Origin of the sequence: Bartonella vinsonii subsp. vinsonii, from assembly GCF_902825235.1 — a bacterium.
GTDB lineage: Bacteria > Pseudomonadota > Alphaproteobacteria > Rhizobiales > Rhizobiaceae > Bartonella > Bartonella vinsonii.
On record NZ_CADEAJ010000001.1, the window covers coordinates 349,558 to 374,460 of the forward strand.

Annotated in this window: 22 protein-coding genes; 16 read left to right on the forward strand and 6 right to left on the reverse strand. The window is 39.7% G+C overall.

What is annotated here, in order from left to right; translation table 11 throughout:
* Positions 1-99: 99 nt before the first annotated feature.
* The 8 genes from J7R12_RS01400 to lpdA all read left to right on the forward strand — a co-directional run bounded on the left by J7R12_RS01400 (position 100) and on the right by lpdA (position 11,224).
* Positions 100-645 carry an AprI/Inh family metalloprotease inhibitor gene (locus tag J7R12_RS01400; RefSeq protein WP_126602106.1) on the forward strand — a complete coding sequence of 182 codons (546 nt, stop codon included), beginning with the start codon at positions 100-102 and terminating at the stop codon, positions 643-645.
* Positions 646-744: 99 nt separating this feature from the next.
* Positions 745-1,923: a cell division protein ZapE gene (gene zapE / locus J7R12_RS01405; protein WP_126602104.1), complete on the forward strand. Its 1,179-nt coding sequence runs from the start codon at positions 745-747 to the stop codon at positions 1,921-1,923.
* Between the two features lie 282 nt (positions 1,924-2,205).
* On the forward strand, positions 2,206-3,168 hold the full coding sequence (gene mdh, locus J7R12_RS01410; RefSeq protein WP_126602102.1) for a malate dehydrogenase: 963 nt from the start codon (positions 2,206-2,208) through the stop codon (positions 3,166-3,168).
* 92 nt (positions 3,169-3,260) lie between these two features.
* Complete coding sequence (gene sucC, locus J7R12_RS01415) at positions 3,261-4,457, forward strand: ADP-forming succinate--CoA ligase subunit beta (protein ID WP_126602100.1); 1,197 nt, start codon at positions 3,261-3,263, stop codon at positions 4,455-4,457.
* Positions 4,458-4,460: 3 nt separating this feature from the next.
* Positions 4,461-5,363, forward strand: coding sequence for a succinate--CoA ligase subunit alpha (sucD, locus tag J7R12_RS01420; protein WP_126602098.1), 903 nt, complete (start codon positions 4,461-4,463; stop codon positions 5,361-5,363).
* A 154-nt stretch (positions 5,364-5,517) separates the two neighbouring features.
* A complete protein-coding gene (locus tag J7R12_RS01425; protein ID WP_126602096.1) occupies positions 5,518-8,517 on the forward strand; it encodes a 2-oxoglutarate dehydrogenase E1 component in 3,000 nt (999 codons plus the stop codon).
* 32 nt (positions 8,518-8,549) lie between these two features.
* The gene (odhB, locus tag J7R12_RS01430) at positions 8,550-9,785 is read left to right on the forward strand and encodes a 2-oxoglutarate dehydrogenase complex dihydrolipoyllysine-residue succinyltransferase (RefSeq protein ID WP_126602094.1); all 1,236 of its coding nucleotides are present in this window, start codon (positions 8,550-8,552) and stop codon (positions 9,783-9,785) included.
* Between the two features lie 32 nt (positions 9,786-9,817).
* A complete protein-coding gene (lpdA, locus tag J7R12_RS01435; protein ID WP_126602093.1) occupies positions 9,818-11,224 on the forward strand; it encodes a dihydrolipoyl dehydrogenase in 1,407 nt (468 codons plus the stop codon).
* A 149-nt stretch (positions 11,225-11,373) separates the two neighbouring features.
* Here lpdA and J7R12_RS01440 read toward each other — a convergent pair whose 3' ends face one another.
* Both J7R12_RS01440 and J7R12_RS01445 read right to left on the reverse strand, forming a co-directional pair.
* Positions 11,374-12,612 carry a saccharopine dehydrogenase family protein gene (locus tag J7R12_RS01440; protein ID WP_126602091.1) on the reverse strand — a complete coding sequence of 413 codons (1,239 nt, stop codon included), beginning with the start codon at positions 12,610-12,612 and terminating at the stop codon, positions 11,374-11,376.
* Positions 12,613-12,669: 57 nt separating this feature from the next.
* Entirely contained in the window at positions 12,670-13,767 is a 1,098-nt protein-coding gene (locus J7R12_RS01445; RefSeq protein ID WP_126602089.1) for a carboxynorspermidine decarboxylase, read from the reverse strand.
* Between the two features lie 157 nt (positions 13,768-13,924).
* Between J7R12_RS01445 and J7R12_RS01450 the strand changes: the two genes are divergently transcribed.
* From J7R12_RS01450 to mnhG, 7 genes are all read left to right on the forward strand, one after another.
* Entirely contained in the window at positions 13,925-14,374 is a 450-nt protein-coding gene (locus tag J7R12_RS01450; RefSeq protein ID WP_126602087.1) for a BA14K family protein, read from the forward strand.
* Between the two features lie 242 nt (positions 14,375-14,616).
* Entirely contained in the window at positions 14,617-17,538 is a 2,922-nt protein-coding gene (locus J7R12_RS01455) for a monovalent cation/H+ antiporter subunit A (RefSeq protein ID WP_126602085.1), read from the forward strand.
* Positions 17,538-17,879: a Na+/H+ antiporter subunit C gene (locus J7R12_RS01460; RefSeq protein ID WP_126602083.1), complete on the forward strand. Its 342-nt coding sequence runs from the start codon at positions 17,538-17,540 to the stop codon at positions 17,877-17,879. The genes J7R12_RS01455 and J7R12_RS01460 overlap by 1 nt, the downstream gene beginning before the upstream one ends.
* Positions 17,879-19,501, forward strand: coding sequence for a monovalent cation/H+ antiporter subunit D (locus J7R12_RS01465; protein ID WP_126603998.1), 1,623 nt, complete (start codon positions 17,879-17,881; stop codon positions 19,499-19,501). The genes J7R12_RS01460 and J7R12_RS01465 overlap by 1 nt, the downstream gene beginning before the upstream one ends.
* Positions 19,498-19,983: a Na+/H+ antiporter subunit E gene (locus J7R12_RS01470; RefSeq protein ID WP_126602081.1), complete on the forward strand. Its 486-nt coding sequence runs from the start codon at positions 19,498-19,500 to the stop codon at positions 19,981-19,983. Before J7R12_RS01465 ends, J7R12_RS01470 begins: the two co-directional genes overlap by 4 nt.
* Positions 19,980-20,261 (forward strand): K+/H+ antiporter subunit F, encoded by a 282-nt coding sequence (locus J7R12_RS01475; RefSeq protein ID WP_004862486.1) that lies wholly within the window; start codon positions 19,980-19,982, stop codon positions 20,259-20,261. The genes J7R12_RS01470 and J7R12_RS01475 overlap by 4 nt, the downstream gene beginning before the upstream one ends.
* Positions 20,258-20,644: a monovalent cation/H(+) antiporter subunit G gene (gene mnhG, locus J7R12_RS01480; RefSeq protein WP_126602079.1), complete on the forward strand. Its 387-nt coding sequence runs from the start codon at positions 20,258-20,260 to the stop codon at positions 20,642-20,644. The genes J7R12_RS01475 and mnhG overlap by 4 nt, the downstream gene beginning before the upstream one ends.
* A gap of 40 nt (positions 20,645-20,684) precedes the next feature.
* On the opposite strand, the gene J7R12_RS01485 is transcribed toward mnhG, so the two are convergent.
* The 4 genes from J7R12_RS01485 to J7R12_RS01500 all read right to left on the reverse strand — a co-directional run bounded on the left by J7R12_RS01485 (position 20,685) and on the right by J7R12_RS01500 (position 23,638).
* Complete coding sequence (locus J7R12_RS01485) at positions 20,685-21,077, reverse strand: MliC family protein (RefSeq protein ID WP_126602078.1); 393 nt, start codon at positions 21,075-21,077, stop codon at positions 20,685-20,687.
* A gap of 17 nt (positions 21,078-21,094) precedes the next feature.
* On the reverse strand, positions 21,095-21,490 hold the full coding sequence (locus J7R12_RS01490) for an MliC family protein (protein WP_126602076.1): 396 nt from the start codon (positions 21,488-21,490) through the stop codon (positions 21,095-21,097).
* Positions 21,491-21,900: 410 nt separating this feature from the next.
* A complete protein-coding gene (aroB, locus tag J7R12_RS01495) occupies positions 21,901-23,031 on the reverse strand; it encodes a 3-dehydroquinate synthase (RefSeq protein ID WP_126602074.1) in 1,131 nt (376 codons plus the stop codon).
* Positions 23,006-23,638 carry a shikimate kinase gene (locus J7R12_RS01500; RefSeq protein WP_126603997.1) on the reverse strand — a complete coding sequence of 211 codons (633 nt, stop codon included), beginning with the start codon at positions 23,636-23,638 and terminating at the stop codon, positions 23,006-23,008. The genes aroB and J7R12_RS01500 overlap by 26 nt, the downstream gene beginning before the upstream one ends.
* A gap of 260 nt (positions 23,639-23,898) precedes the next feature.
* On the opposite strand from J7R12_RS01500, the gene J7R12_RS01505 reads away from it, so the two are divergent.
* Positions 23,899-24,834 (forward strand): site-specific tyrosine recombinase XerD, encoded by a 936-nt coding sequence (locus J7R12_RS01505; RefSeq protein WP_126602072.1) that lies wholly within the window; start codon positions 23,899-23,901, stop codon positions 24,832-24,834.
* Positions 24,835-24,903 lie beyond the last annotated feature (69 nt).

The window sequence follows — 24,903 nt, forward strand, 5'->3', positions numbered from 1 at the left end:
TTTTTAATTTGTTAATTTATCTTTGTAAAATGCCATATAACAAATATTCACCTATTTCTTTGGGTGAGCTTATTTATTGTTGTGGGAAAGAGTATAGATATGTCATTTTCAAAAATTTCGTTTTTCGTTGCAATATCAATTGTAATTTCTTTAGCAGGATGTTCAACATCTCGCTTTGACAGTAACAATGACGATAACACATTAGAAGTTTTTTATCCACTTCAACAAGTGCAAACAGAGGTGATGTCTGATCTGCCATCTTCTTATTCGTCGGCATCTGAAGCAGCAAATGTTTCGATGTATGAGAAAGGAGATTCCCAAAGTGATGGACGAATGGCTAATCTCGAAGTACCAAACAATGCCATTGATTTGTTTCCTGCAAGTATTGCTGGGGTGTGGAATCTTTCTATGGGGGGTAAAGTTTGCAGAATTGCAACACCACAAACGAAATTTGGTCAAGGATATCGCGCTGGTCCTTTACACTGTCCGGGAATCGTTTCTCAGGTAAATTCGTGGACTGTTAAAGGAAAAAGATTATATTTCTATAATAATGCAGGGCGTGTTATCGTTACCCTTTATTCCTCCAATGTTGATCGTTTTGAGGGACGTACACTTGATGATTATCCTGTTGTTTTAAGCCGTTAGATCATTTTTGGCTGCTTATGAAAAATAAGAAATTTGTACTCAGGTTTGTGAAGAGAACTTATATTTTTCATTGAGAATAGGTTGAAAAAGGTTGTTTGGATGGTGTTAGTGTCAACGCGCTATAAGGAGCTGGTGTACAAAGGAGAAATAAGTTTTGATCCTGCTCAATTGGCTTTAACAAAGCATTTTGATCATTTATTGCAAGATATTGTAGAGAAAAATATTTCTCGTCCTTGGGCATTTTGGCATTTCTTTAAGAAAAAAAAACAAACCTTTGTTCATGCTTCAAAGCAAGGTAAGATTTCCTTTCAGGGGTTGTATATTTATGGTGAAGTAGGGCGAGGCAAAACCATGCTCATGGATTTGTTCTTTTCTTGTTTGCACCAAGAGTCTAAAAAACGTGCCCACTTTAATGATTTCATGGCTGATGTGCACGAGCGCATTAATGTTTACCGTCAAAAATCATCTGCAAAAGCTGGAAAAGATAATCCTATTTTGGCTGTTGTTGAAGATCTCGCACGAGAAGCTCAAGTGCTTTGTTTTGATGAATTCAGTGTAACAGATATTGCGGATGCTATGGTATTGGGGCGTCTTGTTTCTGCTTTGTTTGATAAAGGGGTTTTCTTCATTGCCACTTCAAACGTTGCTCCAGATAATCTTTATTATAATGGTTTAAATCGAGAACTTTTTTTGCCTTTTATTCAAGTTTTGAAAGCACATGTTCACATTCTCAATCTTGATGCAAAAACAGATTATCGTCTTGAAAAATCAAATCCACAACATGTGTATATAACGCCGTTAGGATTGGAAACCAATAAATGTATGGATCAAGCTTGGGCATTGGTGCTGCAGGGACAGAAAGAAACATCTCATGAACTTTTTATAAAAGGACGTATTGTTCATATTCCACGTGCTGGAGAGGGATGTGCACGCTTTGATTATCAAGATTTATGTGCAACGCCTTTGGCTGCAGCTGAGTATTTAGCATTGGGGGAGCATTATCATACGATTTTTATCGATAATGTACCCGTGATGGATGATACATGTCGCAATGAAACAAAACGGTTTATTTTACTTATTGATATTCTTTATGAACGCAACATAAGATTATTTATGTCAGCTGCGGTTGTACTTGAGGATTTATATAAAGGTTGTGCACAGACGGCGGAAACATTTGAGTTTAAAAGAACACAATCGCGTCTTTTTGAAATGCAAAGTCAAGATTATTTGAAATTTTGGGCAGAGCGCTTTCCTTTAAAGGAGAAAAGCGGAATATAACTTTGCCTGTACGTAAACGGTAAAAATAATAACTCTTTGAACTTAAAAGAAGTGTGATAAATCTGTTGTATTTTTTTAAAATTCATTTTATCGATATTTCATGGTAATTTTCTGATAGTTGTTTCTGTGGAGAGTTGTTGCTTCTATGAAAGAGAAATTTGGTAAGTTTCATCTCTTTCTCTTTTTAATGATTTATTGAAAATAGAGCTAAGATCAAAGAAATATTCAGTATACTGGCGCTGATAAGTGTCCGCTGAGTTCTCTAAGGTTAGGAAGAAAAAAATGGCACGAAAAAAAATAGCTCTTATTGGTTCAGGTATGATTGGTGGTACTTTAGCACATCTTGTTGGACTTAAAGAGCTTGGCGATGTTGTCTTATTTGATATTGCGGAAGGTATACCACAGGGTAAGGCTCTTGATATTGCCGAATCTTCACCCATTGATGGTTTTGATATCAGTTTAAAAGGTGCCAATGCTTATGAGGCAATTGAAGGATCTGATGTTGTTATTGTAACAGCAGGAGTTGCACGAAAACCTGGTATGAGCCGTGATGACCTTTTAGGCATTAATCTAAAAGTGATGGAGCAAGTTGGGGGTGGAATTAAAAAATACGCGTCGTCAGCGTTTGTTATTTGTATTACAAACCCTCTTGATGCAATGGTATGGGCATTACAAAAATTTTCAGGTCTTCCTACACATAAAGTGGTGGGAATGGCTGGTGTTCTTGATTCAGCACGGTTTCGTTACTTTTTATCTGAAGAATTTAAGGTCTCTGTTAAAGATGTGACAGCATTTGTTTTAGGAGGGCATGGTGATTCGATGGTGCCTCTCGTGCGTTATTCAACGGTGGGGGGTGTTTCTTTGCCTGATCTTGTGAAAATGGGTTGGACAACACAAGAGCGAATTGATCAAATTATTCGGCGTACCCGTGATGGTGGTGCGGAAATCGTGAGTTTGTTAAAAACAGGATCTGCTTTTTATGCACCAGCCGCTTCTGCTATTTCTATGGCTGAAGCCTATTTGAAGGACACTAAGCGTGTTGTTCCTGTTGCAGCCTATCTTTCAGGGGAATACGGGGTGAATGATACATATGTTGGTGTTCCCGTTATACTTGGCGCAGGCGGTGTTGAACGGGTCATTGAAATTGATCTTGATCAAGAGGAAAGAGATGCTTTTGAGCATTCAGTGAATGCGGTGCAAAAACTTTGTGAAGCTTGTATCGCCCTTGTACCTAGTCTCAAATAAATTGAGCAAGGTTCTGTTCATGAAAACAGAGTATTTAAAATATAATAATTTAAGGATTAATGAAGTGATCCGTAAAAGAAAAGGACAAATGCATGAATATCCATGAATATCAGGCTAAACGTCTGCTTCATGAATATGGAGCACCAATTGCAAATGGTGTTGCTGTTTATTCTGTAGAGCAAGCTGAAAAATGGGCAAAAAAATTGCCAGGACCACTCTATGTGGTCAAAAGTCAGATACACGCTGGTGGTCGTGGTAAAGGAAAGTTTAAAGAACTTGGTCCTGATGCAAAGGGTGGTGTTCGGCTTGCAAAATCTGTTGAAGAAGTTGTTGCACATGTCCAGGAAATGCTCGGTAAAACTTTGGTAACAAAACAGACTGGGCCAGAGGGCAAGCAGGTCAATCGTCTTTATATTGAGGATGGTGCCGATATTGAGCGAGAGCTTTATCTTTCACTTTTGGTTGATCGTAGTGTTGGTCGGGTTGCTTTCGTTGTTTCAACGGAAGGAGGGATGGATATTGAAACAGTTGCTGAAGAGACACCAGAAAAAATATTAACTCTACCCATTGATGCTGTACAGGGTGTTACTGCTGCCGATTGTACAAAGCTTTGTGATGCACTAGAATTGCGCGATAGTGCAAGAGAAGATGGTGAAAAACTTTTTCCAATTCTCTATAAGGTGTTTTGTGAAAAAGATATGAGCCTTCTTGAAATCAATCCGCTTATTGTGATGACAAGTGGCCATTTGCGCGTTCTTGATGCAAAAGTTTCTTTTGATAATAACTCCTTGTTCCGTCATCCAGATATTTTGGAATTGCGCGATATCTCAGAAGAAGATCCAAAAGAAATTGAAGCATCAAAACATGATCTTGCTTATGTTGCTCTTGAAGGCACAATTGGTTGCATGGTCAATGGGGCGGGTCTTGCTATGGCGACAATGGATATCATTAAGCTTTATGGGGCAGAGCCCGCAAATTTTCTTGATGTTGGTGGCGGAGCTTCAAAAGAAAAAGTAACTGCTGCTTTTAAAATTATCACCGCTGATCCAAATGTTAAAGGTATTTTGGTTAATATTTTTGGTGGCATTATGCGTTGCGATGTGATTGCTGAAGGTGTGGTTGCTGCTGTGAAAGAAGTTGGTTTAAAGGTTCCTTTGGTTGTTCGTCTTGAAGGCACAAATGTTGAGCAGGGTAAAGCGATTATCAGTGAAAGTGGTTTGAACGTTATTCCCGCTGATGATTTAGATGATGCTGCTCAAAAAATCGTTGCAGCCGTGAAGGGAGCTTAAGCTATGTCGATTCTTGTGAATAAAGATACAAAAGTTCTGGTTCAAGGGCTTACGGGAAAAACAGGGACGTTTCATACAGAACAAGCGCTTGCTTATTATGGCACGCAAATGGTTGGTGGTGTTAATCCTAAAAAAGGGGGTGAAACATGGGAAGGTTCAAAAGGTGAAACGCTTCCTATTTTTGCTAGTGTTGCTGAGGGAAAGGAAAAGACAGGAGCGGATGCTTCCGTTATCTATGTTCCTCCCGCAGGGGCTGCAACTGCTATTATGGAAGCTATTGATGCCGAAATCCGTCTCATTATCTGTATTACGGAAGGCATTCCTGTTATGGATATGGTTAAAGTAAAGGCGCGATTGGAGAAATCAAAATCACGTCTTATTGGTCCTAATTGTCCTGGTATTCTCACCCCTAATGAATGTAAAATCGGTATTATGCCCGGTTCTATTTTTAGAAAAGGCTCTGTCGGTGTTGTGTCGCGGTCGGGAACTTTAACTTATGAAGCAGTCTTTCAAACCACTCATGAAGGTCTTGGGCAGACTACAGCTATTGGTATTGGTGGTGATCCTGTTAAGGGCACAGAGTTTATTGATGTGTTAGAGATGTTTTTAGCTGATGAGGAAACCCAATCTATTGTTATGATCGGTGAGATTGGTGGTTCTGCTGAAGAAGAAGCGGCACAGTTTCTCCAAGATGAAGCAAAAAAAGGTCGTAAAAAGCCAGTGGTTGGTTTTATTGCTGGTCGTACAGCCCCTCCAGGACGTACAATGGGTCATGCTGGTGCTGTTATCTCTGGTGGTAAAGGTGGAGCAGAAGATAAAATTGCTGCAATGGAAGCAGCTGGAATTCGCGTTTCTCCTTCTCCATCGCAGATAGGAAAGACTTTGATGTCGGTTTTGAAGGGGTAAAAAATCACCTGAATAAGAATTTTTTCTTATTCAGGTGAGACATTGGATATAAAAAGGTGAAGTTTTTTGAATTTTCTGATCTTTGTTTGCTTGACAAGTATTGAGAGGTCAAAAAGAGATATAAGGAGACGGAATAAATGTTCCGGAGAGGTATATGGCAAGGCAGGACGAAATAAATAGTCTTTTTGCACAAACGTCTTTTCTGTATGGTGGAAATGCGGATTATATAGATCAGCTTTATGCCGAATATGAAAAAGATCCCACCAGTGTAGATTCACAGTGGCGTACTTTTTTTGAAAACCTTCATGATAAAAAAGAAGATGTTCTCAGAAACGCTGAAGGGGCAACATGGCAACGTGATCATTGGCCGTTAAAGGCAAATGGTGAGTTAGTTTCTGCTCTTGATAGCGATTGGTCTGCTCTTGAAAAGCATGTTGGTGATAAATTAAAAGAAAAAGCAGCAGCGGGTGCTGTGCAAAAAGGAAAAGCTTCTAGCGAACAAGATATTATTCGAGCAACGCGTGATTCTGTTCACGCACTTATGATGATTCGTGCTTTTCGAGCACGTGGGCATCTTCGTGCACGGCTCGATCCTCTTCAATTGGCGGAAAAACTTGAAGACTATAAGGAACTTTCTCCGGAAGCTTACGGTTTTACCCCTGCTGATTACGAGCGACCAATTTTTATTGATAATGTTTTAGGATTGGAATACGCGACTATTCCGCAAATGCTTGAGATTCTCAATCGTACTTATTGCTCAACGATTGGTGTGGAATATATGCATATTTCTGATCCTGCTCAAAAAGCATGGCTTCAAGAGCGTATTGAAGGACCGGATAAACACATTGCCTTCACACAGAAAGGCAAGAAAGCTATCCTTAATAAGCTTATTGAGGCAGAAGGGTTTGAACAGTTTCTAGATACGAAATATAAGGGAACAAAACGTTTTGGACTTGATGGTGGTGAAGCACTGATTCCTGCTCTCGAGCAGATTATTAAATGTGGTAGTGCTTTGGGTGTGCAGGAAATTATTTTAGGAATGGCGCATCGTGGTCGTTTGAACGTTCTTTCACAGGTCCTTGCAAAACCACATCGAGCTATTTTTCACGAATTCAAAGGGGGATCTTATAAACCTGATGATGTAGAAGGATCAGGTGATGTCAAATATCATTTGGGAACTTCAGCTGATCTTGAATTTGATGGTAAAAAAGTTCATTTATCGCTTGTGGCTAATCCATCTCATCTTGAGATTGTTGATCCAGTTGTTATGGGAAAGGCACGGGCTAAACAAGATCAACTTATGGGATTTACACACACTGATGAACTTCCATTAAGTGAACGTTCAAAGGTTTTGCCATTGCTTATTCATGGTGATGCTGCTTTCGCTGGGCAAGGTGTTATTCAGGAAACTTTTGGTCTTTCAGGTCTTAAAGGTTACAGCGTTGCAGGCTCTGTTCATGTCATTATCAATAATCAGATTGGCTTTACAACGGATCCGCGTTTTTCGCGCTCTTCGCCTTATCCATCAGATGTAGCAAAGATGATTGATGCCCCTATTTTTCATGTGAATGGGGATGATCCTGAAGCTGTTGTTTTTGTTGCAAAAGTCGCAACAGAATTTCGTCAAATTTTCCATAAACCCGTGGTAATTGATATGTTCTGTTACCGCCGTTATGGACATAATGAAGGAGATGAACCCTCCTTTACACAACCGCTTATGTATAAAGCAATTCGTAATCACAAAACGACGCTGCAGCTTTATGGTGAACAGTTAGTAGCGGAAGGAGTGGTGGTTTCAGAAGAAATCGAGCGGCAAAAGAAGCAATGGCGCGATAAGCTTGAGAGTGAATTTGAAGCTAGTGCTTCTTATAAACCCAATAAGGCTGATTGGCTTGATGGGAGCTGGACGGGTTTAAAAGCTTGTAGTAGTGCTGATGAGCAGCATTGTGGGACAACAGGTGTTGCAATAGAGACTTTAAAGGAAATTGGTCAGAAACTTGTTGAGATTCCAGCAGATTTTCATGTGCATAAAACGATACAGCGTTTTTTGAGTAATCGTGCTAAAATTTTTGAAACTGGAGAAGGCGTTGATTGGGCAACTGCTGAAGCTTTGGCTTTTGGTTCACTCTGCTTAGAAGGAGCGCCGGTGCGTCTTTCTGGTGAAGATGTAGAACGTGGGACTTTTTCACAACGCCATTCAGTTCTTTATGACCAAGAAAATGAAGCGCGTTATATTCCTTTGAATCATTTACAGAAGGGGCAAGCTCTTTATGAGGTTGTCAATTCTATGCTCTCTGAAGAAGCCGTTCTTGGTTTCGAATATGGATATTCCCTTGCTGAACCTCGGGGATTAACACTTTGGGAAGCGCAATTTGGTGATTTTTCTAATGGAGCACAGGTCATTTTTGACCAATTTATTTCTTCCGCAGAGCGCAAATGGCTCCGTATGTCTGGTCTAGTGTGTTTGTTGCCTCATGGTTTTGAGGGGCAAGGGCCTGAGCATTCTTCGGCACGTTTGGAGCGTTTCCTTCAACTTTGTGCCGAAGATAATATGCAGGTTGCTAATTGTACGACACCTGCAAATTATTTTCATATTTTGCGTCGCCAGATTAAACGCGATTTCCGTAAACCTTTGATTTTAATGACACCAAAATCACTTTTGCGTCATAAGCGGGCTGTTTCTTTCCTCAGTGAAATGGGACCAGAAATGAGTTTCCAGCGTTTGTTACTTGATGATGCAGAACGTCTCAAAGATTCTGCCATTAAATTGCAGAAAGATAGTAAAATTCGCCGTATCGTTCTTTGTACAGGTAAGGTTTATTACGACCTTTATGAAGAACGTGAAAAAAGAGGCATTGATAATGTTTATTTGCTGCGTGTTGAACAGCTTTATCCTTTTCCTGCGAAAGCTTTGGTGGATGTGTTATCGCGTTTTTTACAAGCAGAAGTTGTTTGGTGCCAAGAAGAACCAAAGAATATGGGGGCTTGGTCATTTATTGAGCCTTATTTAGAATGGGTTTTGACGCATATTAATGCGCAATATTCACGTGCACGTTATGCGGGGCGTCCTGCAAGTGCATCACCGGCCTCTGGGTTGATGGTGAAACATCTTGAACAGCTTTCTGCGTTTCTTGAAGACGCATTAGGTTCTTAATTTATGACTACTCTGATGTATGGAAAAATATTATGACTACTGAAATCCGTGTTCCTACTTTGGGCGAATCGGTTACTGAAGCGACAGTTGGCAAATGGTTTAAAAAACTTGGTGAAGCTGTCGCTATGGATGAGCCCTTGGTTGAATTAGAAACTGATAAAGTGACAGTTGAGGTTCCTTCACCTGTTGCGGGAAAATTGTCTGAAATTATTGCAAAGGAAGGCGATACAGTTGAAGTGAATGCACTTTTGGGAGCGGTTGAAGCTGGAGCAGCTGGTGTTGCTAAATCACCGTCGTCTTCTGAGATATCTGTGTCTGCAGCTCCATCTGAACTGAAGCATCCTTCTTCAAGCAATACAATGCCCCCTGCTCCTTCGGCAGCAAAATTGATGGCTGAAAATAATATTGCGAAAAGTGATATTTTGGGTTCTGGAAAACGTGGACAAATTCTTAAAGAAGATGTTCTTAATGTTTTGACACAAGGGATAAAAGCGCCACCTCCTGCTGTTTCTGCGTCCAGCTCTGCACCTGCTTTTGTATCTAGTTCTTCCGTTGCTCCTGTTCAGGAAATGCGTGAAGAACGCGTTCGTATGACAAAATTGCGTCAAACAATTGCACGTCGTCTTAAGGATGCACAGAATACAGCGGCAATGTTAACCACGTTTAATGAGGTTGATATGTCTGCTGTGATGGATTTGCGCAAGCGTTATAAGGATCTTTTTGAAAAGAAACATGGTGTTAAGCTTGGTTTTATGGGATTTTTTACCAAAGCTGTTTGTCATGCGTTAAAAGAACTTCCTGCTGTTAATGCGGAAATTGATGGGACAGATATTATTTACAAGAATTATGTTAATGCCGGAATTGCTGTTGGAACAGATAAGGGACTTGTCGTTCCTGTCGTTCGTGATGCAGATCAGATGTCGTTGGCAGAAATTGAAAAGGAAATAGGACGTTTGGGGCGTCTCGCTCGTGATGGAAAATTAGCAGTTTCTGATATGCAAGGCGGAACTTTTACCATTACCAATGGCGGGGTTTATGGATCGTTAATGTCGACGCCGATTTTGAATGCACCACAATCTGGTATTTTGGGAATGCATGCCATTAAAGAGCGGGCAATGGTTATTGATGGCCAAATTGCCATTCGCCCTATGATGTATTTGGCACTTTCTTATGATCATCGTATTGTAGATGGTCAAGAAGCTGTGACTTTTCTTGTGCGTGTTAAGGAAAGTTTAGAAGATCCGGAACGCCTTGTTCTTGACTTGTAAAAGTGCAATTTTCAGGATGAAAGGAAAAACGGATGTCTTATGATGTGGTTGTGATTGGAGCGGGGCCGGGTGGTTATGTCGCAGCAATAAAAGCGGCGCAACTGGGCCTTAAAACAGCAATTATTGAAAAACGTACAACGTTGGGGGGGACGTGTCTTAATGTCGGCTGTATTCCTTCTAAAGCATTGCTACATGCTTCAGAAGTGTTTGCTGAAACGCAACATGGCTTTGAAACACTTGGTATTTCTATTGCAAAATCGAAGCTTAATCTTGATCAAATGATGGCGCATAAAAAAGCTGTTGTTACAGCCAATACCAGTGGTGTCTCTTTCTTGATGAAAAAGAATAAAGTTGACACTTTTTTTGGTACAGCCAAAATTTTAGCCGCAGGTCAAATTGAAGTTGTTGCTAGGGATGGTAACAAACAAACGATTGCAACGAAGAATATCATTATTGCTACGGGTTCAGAAAGTTCGGGCATTCCGGGCGTGAATGTCGAAATCGATGAAAAGGTTGTTGTTTCTTCTACAGGGGCACTTGCTCTTGAGAAAGTACCAACGCGTATGATTGTTGTTGGTGCTGGTGTTATTGGTTCAGAGCTTGGTTCAGTTTGGAGTCGTTTGGGCGCTAAAGTTACCATTATTGAATATCTTAATAAAGTTTTAGGATTAATGGATGGTGAAGTTTCACGACAGTTTCAAAAGATAATGGAAAAACAGGGAATTGAATATAAGACTGGTGCAAAAGTGACAGCTATTACGCAATCTGGTTCAGGAGCTCAAGTAAGCTTTGAAGCGGTTAAAGGTGGAGAATCTGAAACTTTAGAGGCTGATGTTGTACTCATTGCTACTGGACGTTCTCCATATACGGAAGGTCTTGGTTTGGTAGAAGCTGGTGTTAAAGTGGATGAGCGTGGTTTTATTGATATCGATGCGCATTGGCAGACGAATATTCCAGGAATTTATGCAATTGGTGATGTTGTTAAAGGACCAATGTTGGCGCATAAGGCGGAGGAAGAAGGTGTTGCTGTGGCAGAAATTTTGGCGGGTCAAAAAGGACATGTTAATTTTGATGTGATCCCTAGTGTTGTCTATACACAACCGGAAATTGCCAGTGTAGGAAAGACAGAAGAAGAACTGAAAGCTGCTGGCATTGATTATAATGTTGGTAAGTTTCCTTTCATGGCCAATGGTCGTGCACGCGCGATGCAAAAAAATGATGGGTTTGTTAAAATCCTTGCCGATAAAAAAACAGATCGGGTTTTGGGTGGACATATTCTTGGATTTGGTGCTGGTGAAATGATCCATGAAATTGCAGTTTTAATGGAATTTGGTGGTTCATCAGAAGATTTAGGACGTTGTTGCCATGCGCATCCTACTTTATCGGAAGCAGTGCGAGAAGCAGCTTTAGCAACATTTGCTAAACCACTGCATATTTAACTCTCTAGATGCGATTTTTCATGCTCTGTAACTCTTTCTGAAAAAGGCTAAGATACATTTTTGTAAATTTATGTGTTGGGGATTTATGCAAAAACCGTCCTTTTCAAGGGACGGTTTTTCTGTATTTGTTTCTGGTAGTGGAAATAGGTTTAGAATTGTAACTTTTTCTCTTCTTGTTGTTCTCTTATCCAAGTTGAAAGCCCCATATGATCAAGATATTTGAGGAAAGGGCGTGAGGGTAATTCTTCTACATTGACCATGGTTTTAACATCCCATTCTCCGGTGGCAATAAGAAGAGCGGCAACAGCTGCTGGTACACCAGCTGTGTAAGAAATGCCTTGTGCACCGGTTTCATGAAAAGCTTGTTTATGATCAGCGATATTATAGATAAAAACTTCTCTTGGCTTTCCATCTTTTTCGCCTTTAATAAGGTCTCCAATACAGGTTTTTCCTGTATAGTTTGGTGCTAAAGAAGCGGGATCTGGTAAGACGGCTTTCACCACTTTTAAAGGAATAACCTCTTGACCCTCTGCTGTTTTTATGGGCTGTTCGGATAAAAGTCCAAGATTTTTCAAAACGTTAAAAACAGTGATGTAATGTTCACTAAATCCCATCCAGAAGCGAATATTTTCAACATCGAGATTTTTAGATAATGAATGAATTTCATCATGCCCTGTCATATAAGCTTTTTGTTTTCCCACAACGGGAAGATCCCATTCGTGGCTAATTTCAAACATTTGATTAGAAACCCATTTTTTATTTTGCCAAGACCATACTTTTCCCGTAAATTCTCGGAAGTTAATTTCTGGATCAAAATTTGTGGCAAACCAATGTCCATGGTTTCCGGCATTAATATCGATAATATCAATATCGGTGATTTTATCAAAGTAACATTCACGCGCTAACGCTGCATAGGCATTTACAACGCCTGGGTCAAAGCCTGCACCTAAAATAGCTGTTATACCAGCCTTTTCACATTCTTGACGTCTAGGCCATTCATAATTGCCATACCAAGGAGGTGTTTCACAAATTTTCAAAGGGTCTTCATGAATTGCAGTATCGATATAAGCACATTTTGTTTCGATACAAGCCGAAAGAACAGACATGTTAAGAAAAGCCGATCCAACATTGATGACAATTTCACATTTTGTTTTTTGGATGAGTTTTATGGTCTCTTCTACATTCATTGCATTGAGCATATGCCCCTTAAGAACACGCTGTTCTTTCATTGTGTTTTTTTCTTTAATGGAAGCAATGATAGCTTCACATTTTTTGAGTGTTCGTGAAGCAATATGAATGTCACCGAGAATATCGTTGTTTTGAGCACATTTGTGTGCGACAACTTGTGCAACACCTCCAGCACCAATAATGAGAATATTTTTCTTCATTGTAGATTCGTTTCCTTTTTAACACTGTTGTATGACGTTTCTTGAACGGTTATTTTTTTATGAAAGACTTTTCAGATAGTCATTATAGCTAAATTGGCGTTGAACTGTTAGTGTACCATCAAATTCTTTAATAACAATGGCGGGCATTGCAACACCATTAAACCAATTCTTCTTAACCATTGTATAGCCTGCTGCATCTTGAAACGATAATCTATCACCTACTTTAAGGGGTTCTGGAAAATGAAATGTTCCAAAAATATCACCGGCAAGACAGGATTTTCCACAGACCATAATTTCATAAGGGCCCTGATTGGGCTCTAATTTGGCATTTTCACGATAAATGAGAAGATCAAGCATATGGGCTTCAATTGAGCTATCAACGATAGCGAGTTTTTTTTCATTATATAACGTATCAAGAACACTTACTTCTAGTGTGGTGCTTTTTGTTATAGCGGCTTCTCCTGGTTCTAGAAAAATGGTGACACCATAGGTTCTTGAAAAATGTTTTAAACGTTTTGCAAAAGTTTCTAGAGGATAATTTTCAGCTGTAAAATGAATTCCACCACCAAGGCTTATCCAGTCAACAGCAGCGAAAAGTTCTGCGAATTTTTCTTCCATATAATTTAGCATTTGATTAAAAAGATTAAAATCAGCATTTTCGCAATTATTATGAATCATGAGCCCATTGATAAGGGGCAAAACTTCTTTGATAGCACTTTTATTGGCTTCTCCTAAGCGGCTAAAAGGGCGAGAAGGGTTGGCAAGATCAAAGTTGGATGCGCTGATTCCTGGATTTAATCTGAGCCCTCGTTGAATGGTTTTTGTTTTATCAGCAAAGCGTTGAAGTTGTTGTATGGAATTAAAAATAATTTTGTCTGCATAACCACATGCTTCATCAATCTCATGATCTGCCCAAGCAACCGAATAAGCATGGGTTTCTTTGCCGAATTTTTCTCTTCCCAAACGCAGTTCATAAAGGGATGATGATGTGGTTCCATCCATGAACTCAGACATTAAATCAAAAACACTCCATGTCGCAAAACATTTCAAAGCAAGCAGAATTTTTGCTCCAGATATTTCGCGTAAGCGCGTGATAATTTCCATATTTTTTACGAGTTCAGATTTATCTATAAGATAATAGGGAGTTCTTATCATTGTTTATCCATTCTCTTTTGAAGGATCTTATTACCAAGACTAACGTTTAATACAAAGAGCAACAGAATGTCTCAAAAAAAAAGAGGTCTGTTTTTCTTTAGCAGTAGAAAAATTTTCTGTAACTGCGTTTTGGTTTTGTAATGATGAGATTTGCGTTATGTATGTGAAAAAAAAATTATATTATGCTTTAGCTCTTATATTCGTTAGTGGTTTTTTCATTATAACAGTTAACGTTGTTTATTGGGGGGAAAATAAGAGTGATGTTGAAGCCAAAGTGGCTCCTCAGGTTTTTGTTCAAGAAAGTACGATGCCTCTGGTTTTTACGGGACGTAGAGAACTTAACGGTTTTAAAGGGTATCATAATTATCGGCGTGGTTATCGTAAGTATAGAGATAATTGGTGGTATCCTGAAGCGGCCTTTGTTGTATTGCCACATCTAAATACAAAACACACGCTCTTGAAAGGTATATCAGATGCGAAAAAACTGCCTCAAGAGCATATTGAATCTTGTCGTGCGCGTTATCGCTCTTATAATAAAAATGATAACAGTTATCAACCTTTTTATGGGCCTCGTAAGCAGTGTCTTTCGCGCTTTTTAAAAGGGTAGAAGTTGTTAAATGTAAAAAATTTCTGTCGAATCTTGTCGTATTCGTTCTTATTTTAAAATTAAAGAGGGAATTTATATGATGCGTATTTTTTCGCGCAACAGTTGTTTTTTAAAAATTTTAAGTGCTTTTAAGTTTTATTAAATCTTATTATCGTAAGTGCGAGATGAGGGGGTGACAATATAAATTATAAATTTTTATTTTGTTTATGACAAAATATTAAGGACAGTAGGGAGCTTAAAGAATGACAATACGGGAAGCAATGTTGATATTGCTCGTTTTGCTCCCCTTTGGTGGAAGTGCTGTGATTGGTTTCTTTCGTTCGACGGCAAAAAATAATGAAGCATGGTTTGCTGGGATTGTTGCACTTTTCTGTCTTCTTTTTACAATAATGCTTTATCCAGTGGTACATGGAAACCATGTGGTACGTTTAGATATTTCATGGCTTTCAGAGTGGGGCGTTGATTTGATTCTCCGTATGGATGGTTTATCGTGGCTTTTTTGCTTGCTCATTACAGGAATTGGACTGCTTATTGTTGTCTACGCACGTTATTATATAGATCCAGCGGATTCTGTACCGCGTTTTTTTTCTTTTTTCCTGGCTTTTATGGGATCAATGATGGGAATAGTCTTGTCAGGAAATCTCGTATTTTTGGTTGTTTTTTGGGAACTCACTAGTATTTTTTCTTTTCTATTGATTGGTTATTGGTATCACAATGCAAGTGCGCGTGAGGGAGCGCGTATGGCTTTAACGATCACAGGTTTTGGTGGTTTTGCTCTTTTTATTGGAGTTTTATTGATTGGGTTCATCATTGGCAGTTTTGATTTGGATAAGGTATTGCAGTCTGGAGATATGATCCGGTCAAGTCCTTTTTATAACCCTGTTCTTATTTGTATTTTATTGGGAGGATTAACAAAGAGTGCACAGTTTCCTTTTCATTTTTGGTTGCCCAATGCCATGGCTGCTCCAACACCCGTATCGTCTTATTTGCATTCGGCGACAATGGTGAAAGCAGGATTGTTTTTGCTTGTTCGTTTATGGCCTGTACTTTCTGGGACAGAATCTTGGTTTTGGCTTGTTGGCTTTTCAGGTCTCTCAACCCTTTTGCTTGGTGCCTACTTTTCCATGTTTCAGCAAGACTTAAAAGGATTGCTTGCTTACTCAACGATTAGTCATCTTGGATTGATTACCACTCTTTTAAGCCTTGGTAGCCCGCTTGCATGTGTTGCAGCAATTTTTCATATGGCCAATCATGCTACTTTTAAAGCTTCTTTATTTATGGCTGCTGGCATTATTGATCATGAGACAGGAACACGTGATATGCGTAAACTGACAGGTCTTTATCGTTTTATGCCTATTACAGCAACTCTTGCTTTAGTGGCAAGTGCGGCAATGGCTGGAGTTCCTTTGTTAAATGGTTTTTTATCGAAAGAGATGTTTTTTGCTGAAGCAGTTGAAATGCATATGGATTCATGGCTCGATTGGATTGCACCTTATGTAGCGACACTGGCGAGCTTGTTTAGTGTGACTTATTCTATACGCTTTATTCATGGTGTTTTTTGGGGACCAAAACCTCTTAATTTACCCAAAACACCACATGAACCACCGCATTTTATGCGTTTACCAATGGAGCTTTTGGTCTTTATTTGTTTAGCAGTTGGTATTTTTCCGAATGTAACAATAGGGCCTATTTTGGATAATGCAGTTTTGTCTGTTTTAGGACCAATGACAGTTCCTTATAGCTTAGCTGTTTGGCATGGAATTAATACCCCGTTAATGATGAGTTTGGTGGCTTTATTAGGGGGCGGATTGCTCTATGCTGTCGGGCATCGTTATTTTTTATCTTGTGATGATGGGCCTCCGTTCTTTCGTCACTTGAAAGGACCACGTATTTTTGAACGCGTTCTTGTGATTGTTTCTTGGAAATGGGCGCGTACTGTGGAATCTATTTTATCAACACGCCGTTTGCAAATACAGTTGCACTGGATTTTTGGGGTGTGTTTTGTCTTTGTTGGTTTTTTGCTTTGGTGCGATGGTTTAATTACAGCAGGTTCTTTACCGCTTTTTCCACTTGATATTCCTTTTCTTGCTCTTTGGTTGGTGGGCGGATTGTGCGCACTTTTAGTTGCTTGGCAGGCGAAGTTTCATCGCCTTGCTTCACTTATGCTGTTGGGGGGAGCCGGTTTGATGACTTGTGCAACCTTTTTATGGCTCTCTGCACCTGATTTGGCAATAACACAATTGGTTGTTGAAGTGGTAACAACCGTCTTGTTATTGCTTGGTTTGCGGTGGTTGCCTAAACGTTTGTATAATCCTGCTCCAACTTCTGTTCATTTTTTTGTGCGTTTGCGTCGTATGCGTGATTTCTTTATAGCTCTTGTCGGAGGTGCAGGGGTAGCGTGGCTCTCCTTTGCCATGATGACACGTCCTCAAGGGACAACAATTTCTGATTTTTTTCTGACAAATGCTTATTCTGCTGCAGGTGGTCGCAATGTTGTGAATGTGTTGTTGGTTGATTTTCGTGGTTTTGATACCATGGGAGAAATTGTCGTTTTGGGTATTGTTTCACTCACTGTTTTTGCTCTTTTACGGCGGTTTCGTCCTGCTCCTGAAAGTATTGATGCGCCTTTTCAACAACGTGTTCAAAAAGCTTTTGATATGGAACAGCCTGATCGGGATGTGGGGGATACAGTATTGAATTATCTCACTATTCCTGCCGTTATGATGGGGTGGCTCTTTCCGGTTATTATCGCTTTTTCGGTTTATTTATTTCTGCGGGGGCATGATTTTCCAGGAGGCGGGTTTGTCGGTGGCGTGACGTTAGCGATAGGTTTTATTTTGCAATATCTTGCTCGTGATATTCGTTGGGTGGAAAGCCGTTTGAGGGTTTTACCTTTGCGTTGGATGGGGTTTGGCTTACTATTGTCAGTTGCTACGGGAGGGGGGGCTTTGTTGGTTGGCTATCCTTTTTTAACCTCCTTTTTTCAATATACTGATCTTCCGTTGATTGGTAAGATTCCTGTAGCATCTGCTTTTTTATTTGATTGTGGTATATTTTGTCTTGTGTTTGGAGCAACTGTTCTCATTTTAATTGCACTTGCACACCAGTCCATTCGTAGTTACCGAATCGGTAAGAAACCTCTTTTAAAAGAGAAGGAGGATTAATGGAAATTATTCTTTCTTTGGGTATTGGTGTTCTTGTTGGATCAGGTATTTGGCTGGTTTTACGTCCACGAACTTTTCAGGTCATTCTTGGGTTATCTTTGATTTCCTATGGTATTAATCTTTTTATGTTTTCAATGAGTAGACCACGTAGCAATGCTGCACCGATTGTTGATCCTTCCACTCTGATCAATCCAGAGAATTATGTTGATCCTCTTCCGCAAGCGTTGGTTTTGACGGCAATTGTGATTGGTTTTGCAACAACGGCTTTATTTTTGGTGATTCTCCTCGTTTCACGTGGATTAACAGGCTCAGATCACGTTGATGGACGTGAGGTGCAATGATGAAATCCTGCATGCAGCACCTTCTTATTTTGCCTATTCTTTTACCATTAAGCACTGGAGCACTCCTTCTCTTTTATGATGAACGGCGTTCAAAACTTAAATCTCTCATCAGTCTTTTTTCTGCGGGATTGTTGGTTATTATTGCGGTTTTGTTGATTGTGCGTGCTCTTGAAGTTACGCCGGCTTCGGAGGTTTATCGGCTTGGCAATTGGCCTTCTCCCTTCGGAATTGTTTTAGTTCTTGATCGTTTAAGCGCTATGATGCTTTTGCTTTCTAGTTTGTTGATGATGAGCGCGTTGGTTTTTGCACAGGCGCATTGGTACAAAGCGGGTCCTCATTTTCAGTCACTGATGCAATTTTTCATGGTTGGAATAAACGGTGCTTTTTTGACAGGTGATTTATTCAATTTATTTGTGTTTTTTGAAGTGATGTTAACAGCTTCTTATGGGCTAGCATTGCATGGTTCTGGTCAGTTACGTGTGCGTGCAGGGTTGCATTATGTTGTGGTTAACCTTGTAGCTTCGCTCTTTTTTTTACTTGGTACGGCACTCATTTATGGAGTCGTTGGTACCCTTAATATGGCCGATTTGGCTGTAAAAATGAAACATATAGCTTCTGGCGATATTGTTTTATTCGAAATAGGTGCTGCGCTTTTGGGTATTGCCTTTTTACTCAAAGCGGGTATGTGGCCACTTAATTTTTGGTTGATGCCAACTTACAGCGCAGCAGCAGCTCCCGTGGGGGCATCGTTTGCACTTTTGAGTAAGGTGGGTATTTATATTATTTTACGTTTAACATTGCTCTGTTTTAGCCCTGAAAGTGGATATTTTAGCCATTTTGGTCATATGGTTTTGTTTTATGGTGGGCTTGCTACTATGGCTTTTGGTTTTATTGGGGTCTTGGCTAGCCAAGTTTTGGTGCGTTTGGCAGCTTATAGTGTTCTTGTCTCTTCCGGTACATTGTTGGCAGCAATTGGTATTGGCAGTACAGAGCTTATAGCAGGGGCACTCTTTTATATTGTTTCTTCAACTTTAGCTCTTGGCGCTTTTTTTCTTTTGGTAGAGCTTGTTGAACGCTGTCAGGATGTGGCTGCGAATGTTTTGACTGTTACAATGGAAGTATATGGTGATGATGAAGAGGAGGAAGACGATGAAGTCGGCACTTATTTGCCAGTAACTTTGGCAATTCTTGGGGCTTGTTTTGGTCTTTGTGCTATTTTGATTATTGGTCTTCCACCTTTTTCAGGTTTCGTTGCAAAACTTATGATGTTCTTGGCAATTTTAAACCACATTAAGGAGGATTTATCTGCTTCTCTACCGGTTTATCATGATTGGCTCTTTATGATTTTTGTTACCCTCTCTGGTTTTGCAGCTCTAATTGCTCTTACACGAACGGGTATCCATACTTTTTGGGTCTCTCTTGAAGAGAGGATTCCGCGTGTGCAGGTGATTGAATTTGCACCTATTGTTGTTCTTCTTGTTTTGTGTTTTCTTATAACAATTGTTGCTGCTCCTGTTGGTCATTATATGGCTGAAACAGCTAAAACTTTATATGAGCCTCAAAATTACATTGGAAGTGTTTTAGATGATTTTTCTCTCAAAAAGAGGGAGATAAAACGATGAACTCTTTTTGTCCTTTCCCTTTTTTTAGTGCAGCAATTGTTTTTATGTGGTTGACCTTAAACGGTTTTAGTTTAGATCAATTGCTTTTAGGGATTATAATTGCTTTGTTTAGTGGTTGGGTGATGCAGTTTCTTGAGCTGGAAAAAATCACTCTTAAAAATTGGCGTGCAATTTTTCGTTTGATTTTTCGCGTGTTTATCGATTCTATCATGTCAAATATTTCAGTAGCTTTCTTTGTTTTTACAAAAAGGCTTCAAAAACAACAATCTGGTTTTATCGTGGTACCTCTTTTTCTTGAGAGTTATACTGCTTTGGCAGTTTTAGCGTGCATCCTTGCAATAACTCCAGGAACCGTTTGGATTGCCTATAATAGAAAAAATGGTGAACTATTGCTTCATGTCTTAAATTTTAAGAATGGATATGATTACCAGCGATTTATCAAACAACGATATGAACAATTACTTTTGGAGATTTTTTCATGAGTATGGTTATTCTTTATTGGGGGCTTTTCATCTCACAGTTTTTTTTAAGTTTAGCGATGCTTCTCGCATTGTTTCGGCTGATTTATGGACCGCGGGCGCAGGATCGTATTGTTGGTTTAGATGCTCTTTATATAAATACTATCCTTTTATTTCTTACATTCGATATCCGTTCAGGAACAACCATTTATTTTGTAGCAGCTCTTATTCTTGGGCTTTTAGGCCCTGTATCGAGTGTTGCTTTGGCAAAATTTCTTATGCGCGGGGAGATTATTGAATGAAAGACGATGTATCGCTTGTGGTTGCTATTATTGTTACAGTTTTTTTAATATTAGGGTCTGGTCTCACATTGATTGGAGCAGTAGGGTTGGTGCGTTTTTCCAATTTTTATGAGCGTTTGCATATGCCTTCATTGAGTACAAGTTGGGGCGCAGGGAGTATTCTCATTTCTTCATTTCTTTATTCAATATTTGTAGACCAGCATTTTGTTTTTCATGAATTCTTGCTAGTGATCTTTTTGTTTGTAACGACACCAGTATCCTCTATGTTGCTGTCACAGGCCGCAGCTTATCGAAATTATTCAGAAAATAAATTAAAAAAGCCGCTGGCTCTTTTATCGCATCAGACGGACGAAAAATTATCCGCAACAGAAGAAACATCATAAGATTAAGAGCCAGCATGGTTTTGAGTGTATAAGAAGTTTTTTATTTTGTATCTTTTTCTTCTACACAGCGGAAGGGCTTTCCCTCTTCTGAATCATTAATGAGGTCATACAATAAGGCTTCGTTTTGTTTTGTCCACCAAATATATTCACCTCCCGCATATTTTGCGCCCGAAGCAGCAATGACATTGGCCGCGATAATACGCTTTTTATTCCATTTGAGATCAACTAAAGCAATATCATCGGTATCATAGTAGGTTGCTTCAACGCGCTCTTTTTTTGTTCCAATATTGCATTGGTAGGTAACAGATTCTATTGTTGGTTCTGGAGTGTCTGGTACCTCAATGACTAAAGAGCCAGCAAAAGCACTCATTGCGCTAAACAGTGAGAAAATTAAAGTGGATACAAACTGTAAATTAAAAAAAGTTTTTTTCATAATGTTTACCTGATTATTTAGAATAATAATGTTGTTTCATCTTTGCAGCGGATGAGTTTTTTTCCTTCTGGATCACGAATACGATCATGAAGTGTGACTTCGTTGTTGTTTTCCCACCAAATGTACCCTTCTCCTTCATATTTTTTTCCTATGTTGGCGATTACATTTGCAGCAATGACACGATCACCTTTCCACTTGAAATCAAGCAACGAAATATTGTCAGCATTGAGATAGACTGCTTCAACCCGTTCTTTACTTGTTCCAGCATCACATCGATAGGCAATCGTTTGTGTTTTGGGTTCTGGAGTGTCTGGTACTTCAATGATGAAAGAGCCAGCGAAGGCATTCATTGAGCTGAAAGGTGATAGAATCAAAGTGGCAAAAAATCCCCAAATTCGTAAAGTTTTTTTCATAATGCTTCCCTGTGTTATGCAGAAGAATGATTTGACTGATATAATGGTGTCTACGGCAGGATTCGAACCTGCGGCCCCAGGATTCATACCACTTCGATTTTCACCGCCAGCTTTACAAGGCTGTTTGTGGTCTGGACTGTCTCTTCACCTTGAAGCTTGTGCTCTTTAGGTGCTGCCCGTTCAGTCTCTACACCTTCCTTTCTTTTTAAAAAAAGGCTTGGCTCGGGATTGGCATATAGTCTCCTATGAAGCTTTCCCCGAATTTGAGCAGATCCACTTTAAGGATTTCTCCTTAAGGCGCCCAATTTCTTTAGGAATCCTGTGCTCTATCCTCCTGAGCTACGCAGACATCATCATACTTTATTTCTTTAATAGAAGTATAAAAACGAATCAATTATATTCAATATGAATTAACGAATTTCTGCTATTTTTTGTTCTAGAAAGGTCAAAACTGTCTCCGGAGGGACATTTTTTGCAATAAATGATTGCCCAATTCCGCGTGTTAGGATGAAGGTCAGGCTATTTTGCGAAACTTTTTTGTCTTGAGCAATGAAGGTGAGCAGTGTTTTAGCATCTGGGAGTTTCCCTGGAATATCTTTTAATTGTGTAGGCAGTCCCATGGCTTTGAGGTGTGTTTCAACACGTTGTGTGATTGTGGGGTCTGTTAAATTGAGTTGAGCAGAAAATTGATGGGCTAAAACCATCCCAATTGCTACGCCTTCACCGTGGATGAGGCGGCTTGAGTCATAGGCTGTTGCTGTTTCAAGCATGTGTCCAAAGGTGTGGCCAAGGTTTAAGAGTGCACGTTCTCCTCTTTCATATTCATCACGTGCAACAATGTCAGCTTTAAATTGGCATGAGCGGACAATCGCTTCTATTCGTATGGGGCCATTGGAAAAAACTTCTTGCCCATTTTTTTCAAGCCACTCAAAGAAATCAGGTTGGTTAATAAGGCCATATTTAACCATTTCAGCGTAGCCAGCGCGAAATTCGCGCAAGGGTAATGTATCAAGAACAGATGTGTCGGCAATAACGCATTGGGGTTGATAAAAAGCACCAATGAGATTTTTACCATATTGGCTATTGATGCCTGTTTTTCCACCAACAGAGGAGTCAATTTGTGCAAGAAGCGTTGTAGGCATTTGAATGAAATTCATACCGCGGCGTATCATACTTGCGGCGAATCCTCCTAAGTCTCCAATGACACCACCACCAAAAGCAATAACGCAATCACCTCTTTCTAGACGTGCAGCAAGAATTTTATCGATGACAGTTTGCAGAGTTGAAAATGATTTTGATTGCTCTCCTGCTTCTACGACGATTGGAACAAAATGGATTTCACTTTTTGTTAATTCTTCCTGCAATTTAGCCAAATGGAGATGTGCAACATTTTTATCTGTAATAACAGCTAAACGCGTTTGAAAACCTTTTTGGTTAAGAGAACGCTTTATGTGTGAAGCAGCTTGTGCAATCAGATCTGGGCCGATGATGATATCGTAACAGTGCTTATCCAATTTAATGGTGACGGTCTTGGCTTGCATTCTTGTTATTCCTATCGTTGAGTTCTGTGTACAAGTAGTGCTGTACGGACCGTATAACATTTTGTGCTACAGTATGACGGCTTTCTTTATGACTGTTAATTGTTAAATTTGCTTTTGCATAGATTGGATTGCGTTGTTCCATGAGTTTTTGCATGGTTTCTTTAGGGTTTGCTGTTTGAAGGAGTGGTCGCGTTGGACGCCGTAAAACACGTTTCATGAGGATATCAAGATCCACTTTGAGCCATATGGATACACCATTTTGATGAATGGCTCTGCGAATATTTTCGTTCATATAGGCACCACCGCCTGTTGCTAAAACAAGAGGACTTTTTTTCATGATGTTGAGAATAACGCGTTGTTCAAGAGCGCGGAATTCTGCTTCACCATAAATTTTAAAAAGTTCTGTGATTGTCATTTGTGCTGCTTTTTCAATCTCTTGGTCGGAATCATAAAATGGCAAGTGAAGCATAGTGGCTATGCGGTGTCCGATTACAGATTTTCCTGCACCCATAAGACCTACAAGGACAAGGGCTCGTTTATCAAGAGTTGATAAAAGTTGTTTCTTTATTTGTGCTATCGAAGGCTGCTTAGATTGATGATTTTTCATAACTTTATTTCGGCATTTATCTGCCTTAAAGTCAATTCCTGTTAATCTTTGTAAGGCATGATAAGGCATAGAGTGTTTTTAGAGTGTTTATTGTTTTATGCCAACATTGACCAGATTTTTGATGATTCTTTTCATTTCGCTTATTGTGCTTTTCAGTATAATGGCTGTTCTCGTGGTTTGGGTGGAACCGGTGACTGTGGATATGTATATCGATGTTCCTTTAGATTCCTTGAATCTTTCTTCGAAAGCGAATCAATAAAATGAAAAATGGTGCTATGGTAGATCATTTTCTTGAGATGATGAGTGCTGAGCGAGGAGCTTCTCCACATACGCTTGCAGCTTATCAGCATGATTTACAATGGGCACAAGATAAACTGTCTTCGCATTCTGTTTCGCTTTTTTCAGCGCAAAAAGAAGATTTAATTGGTCTTTTGTCGCTTATGCACACTCTTGGCTTTACAGCAGCTTCGCAAGCGCGTCGTTTATCGACATTGCGTCAGTTTTATCAATTTCTTTATGCAGAGGGGGTGAGAGCAGATGATCCCTCTTATGATATTGATGCGCCTCGTCAGGGACGCCCTTTGCCTAAAATTGTTAGTGAGGATGCGGTGACAAAATTGCTTGATTTAGCACAGTTGGAAGTGGAACAAGCAGACTATGGGTCAAAGAATTATTTTCGCGCATTGCGTCTTCAGCTGTTGATGGAAATGCTTTATGCAACAGGGCTGCGTATTAGTGAATTGGTGAGTCTTCCGGTACAGGCTGTCCGAGGGGAGGGGTACAGTGTTTTAGTGCGTGGCAAGGGCAAAAAAGAACGAATGGTGCTTTTATCGAAAAAAGCATATCAAGTTCTTTCACAATGGTTAGATTTGCGTGATAAAGGAAAGGGTGCGGAAAGTCTTTATCTTTTTCCTGCACACTCACAGACAGGGTATATTGCTCGACAAGTTGTTGCACGCGAGTTGAAAGGTCTTGCAAGAAGAGCAGGAATAAGGAGTGGCTTTTCTCCACATGTGTTACGCCATGCTTTTGCTAGCCATCTTTTGCAAAATGGCGCTGATTTACGAGCTGTTCAGCATTTATTAGGCCATTCTGATATTGCTACCACTCAAATTTACACACATGTGTTGGAAGAAGGTCTTTATCGTTTGGTTAATGAGCATCATCCACTTGCAGATAAACAGAAGGCTGGGTAAAGAAAAGGTGTTGTTTAAAAAAACACTTTATAAAGCGAATTATAAGTTTATAAGTCACATCAAATAAGT

Excerpts from the sequence above, each read along its gene's own strand:
- J7R12_RS01400 (WP_126602106.1), top strand. The coding sequence starts at position 100 with ATGTCATTTTCAAAAATTTCGTTTTTCGTTGCAATATCAATTGTAATT.
- zapE (WP_126602104.1), top strand. The coding sequence starts at position 745 with ATGGTGTTAGTGTCAACGCGCTATAAGGAGCTGGTGTACAAAGGAGAA.
- mdh (WP_126602102.1), top strand. The coding sequence starts at position 2,206 with ATGGCACGAAAAAAAATAGCTCTTATTGGTTCAGGTATGATTGGTGGT.
- sucC (WP_126602100.1), top strand. The coding sequence starts at position 3,261 with ATGAATATCCATGAATATCAGGCTAAACGTCTGCTTCATGAATATGGA.
- sucD (WP_126602098.1), top strand. The coding sequence starts at position 4,461 with ATGTCGATTCTTGTGAATAAAGATACAAAAGTTCTGGTTCAAGGGCTT.
- J7R12_RS01425 (WP_126602096.1), top strand. The coding sequence starts at position 5,518 with ATGGCAAGGCAGGACGAAATAAATAGTCTTTTTGCACAAACGTCTTTT.
- odhB (WP_126602094.1), top strand. The coding sequence starts at position 8,550 with ATGACTACTGAAATCCGTGTTCCTACTTTGGGCGAATCGGTTACTGAA.
- lpdA (WP_126602093.1), top strand. The coding sequence starts at position 9,818 with ATGTCTTATGATGTGGTTGTGATTGGAGCGGGGCCGGGTGGTTATGTC.
- J7R12_RS01440 (WP_126602091.1), bottom strand. The coding sequence starts at position 12,612 with ATGAAGAAAAATATTCTCATTATTGGTGCTGGAGGTGTTGCACAAGTT.
- J7R12_RS01445 (WP_126602089.1), bottom strand. The coding sequence starts at position 13,767 with ATGATAAGAACTCCCTATTATCTTATAGATAAATCTGAACTCGTAAAA.
- J7R12_RS01450 (WP_126602087.1), top strand. The coding sequence starts at position 13,925 with ATGTATGTGAAAAAAAAATTATATTATGCTTTAGCTCTTATATTCGTT.
- J7R12_RS01455 (WP_126602085.1), top strand. The coding sequence starts at position 14,617 with ATGACAATACGGGAAGCAATGTTGATATTGCTCGTTTTGCTCCCCTTT.
- J7R12_RS01460 (WP_126602083.1), top strand. The coding sequence starts at position 17,538 with ATGGAAATTATTCTTTCTTTGGGTATTGGTGTTCTTGTTGGATCAGGT.
- J7R12_RS01465 (WP_126603998.1), top strand. The coding sequence starts at position 17,879 with ATGAAATCCTGCATGCAGCACCTTCTTATTTTGCCTATTCTTTTACCA.
- J7R12_RS01470 (WP_126602081.1), top strand. The coding sequence starts at position 19,498 with ATGAACTCTTTTTGTCCTTTCCCTTTTTTTAGTGCAGCAATTGTTTTT.
- J7R12_RS01475 (WP_004862486.1), top strand. The coding sequence starts at position 19,980 with ATGAGTATGGTTATTCTTTATTGGGGGCTTTTCATCTCACAGTTTTTT.
- mnhG (WP_126602079.1), top strand. The coding sequence starts at position 20,258 with ATGAAAGACGATGTATCGCTTGTGGTTGCTATTATTGTTACAGTTTTT.
- J7R12_RS01485 (WP_126602078.1), bottom strand. The coding sequence starts at position 21,077 with ATGAAAAAAACTTTTTTTAATTTACAGTTTGTATCCACTTTAATTTTC.
- J7R12_RS01490 (WP_126602076.1), bottom strand. The coding sequence starts at position 21,490 with ATGAAAAAAACTTTACGAATTTGGGGATTTTTTGCCACTTTGATTCTA.
- aroB (WP_126602074.1), bottom strand. The coding sequence starts at position 23,031 with ATGCAAGCCAAGACCGTCACCATTAAATTGGATAAGCACTGTTACGAT.
- J7R12_RS01500 (WP_126603997.1), bottom strand. The coding sequence starts at position 23,638 with ATGAAAAATCATCAATCTAAGCAGCCTTCGATAGCACAAATAAAGAAA.
- J7R12_RS01505 (WP_126602072.1), top strand. The coding sequence starts at position 23,899 with ATGAAAAATGGTGCTATGGTAGATCATTTTCTTGAGATGATGAGTGCT.